Origin of the sequence: Oscillibacter sp. KLE 1745 (assembly GCF_000469445.2) — a bacterium.
Lineage (GTDB): Bacteria > Bacillota > Clostridia > Oscillospirales > Oscillospiraceae > Oscillibacter > Oscillibacter welbionis.
The window spans coordinates 390-650 of sequence record NZ_KI271736.1 but is presented as its reverse complement, the minus strand read 5'-3'; the positions used below and the strand labels follow the sequence as shown (position 1 = coordinate 650).

The following is a 261-nucleotide window of genomic DNA, read 5'->3' as shown; positions in this document are numbered from 1 at the left end:
GCCCAGAGCCAAGTACAAGGCAGAGCATGAAGCGGAACTGATACAGTTCTACGCCGCCAGACGAAAGCTGACCGGGGAGTTCCCAGACGGCAAGGTGGATATGAAAAAGCTGTCCGATGAGTATGACGAGCTGGAACAGGCGCACAACACCACCTATGGCGAGTTTAAGACCGTCAGAGACGATTTACACCGCCTTTGGAAGGTCAAGTCATGTGTAGATACTGCCGCCCGATTTAACGAGCGCACAGAGGAACAAAAGCT

Annotated in this window: 1 pseudogene; it reads left to right on the top strand. The window is 52.9% G+C overall.

What is annotated here, in order from left to right:
- Nucleotides 1-261, top strand: a pseudogene (locus HMPREF1546_RS11485) (mobilization protein); the annotation flags it as partial.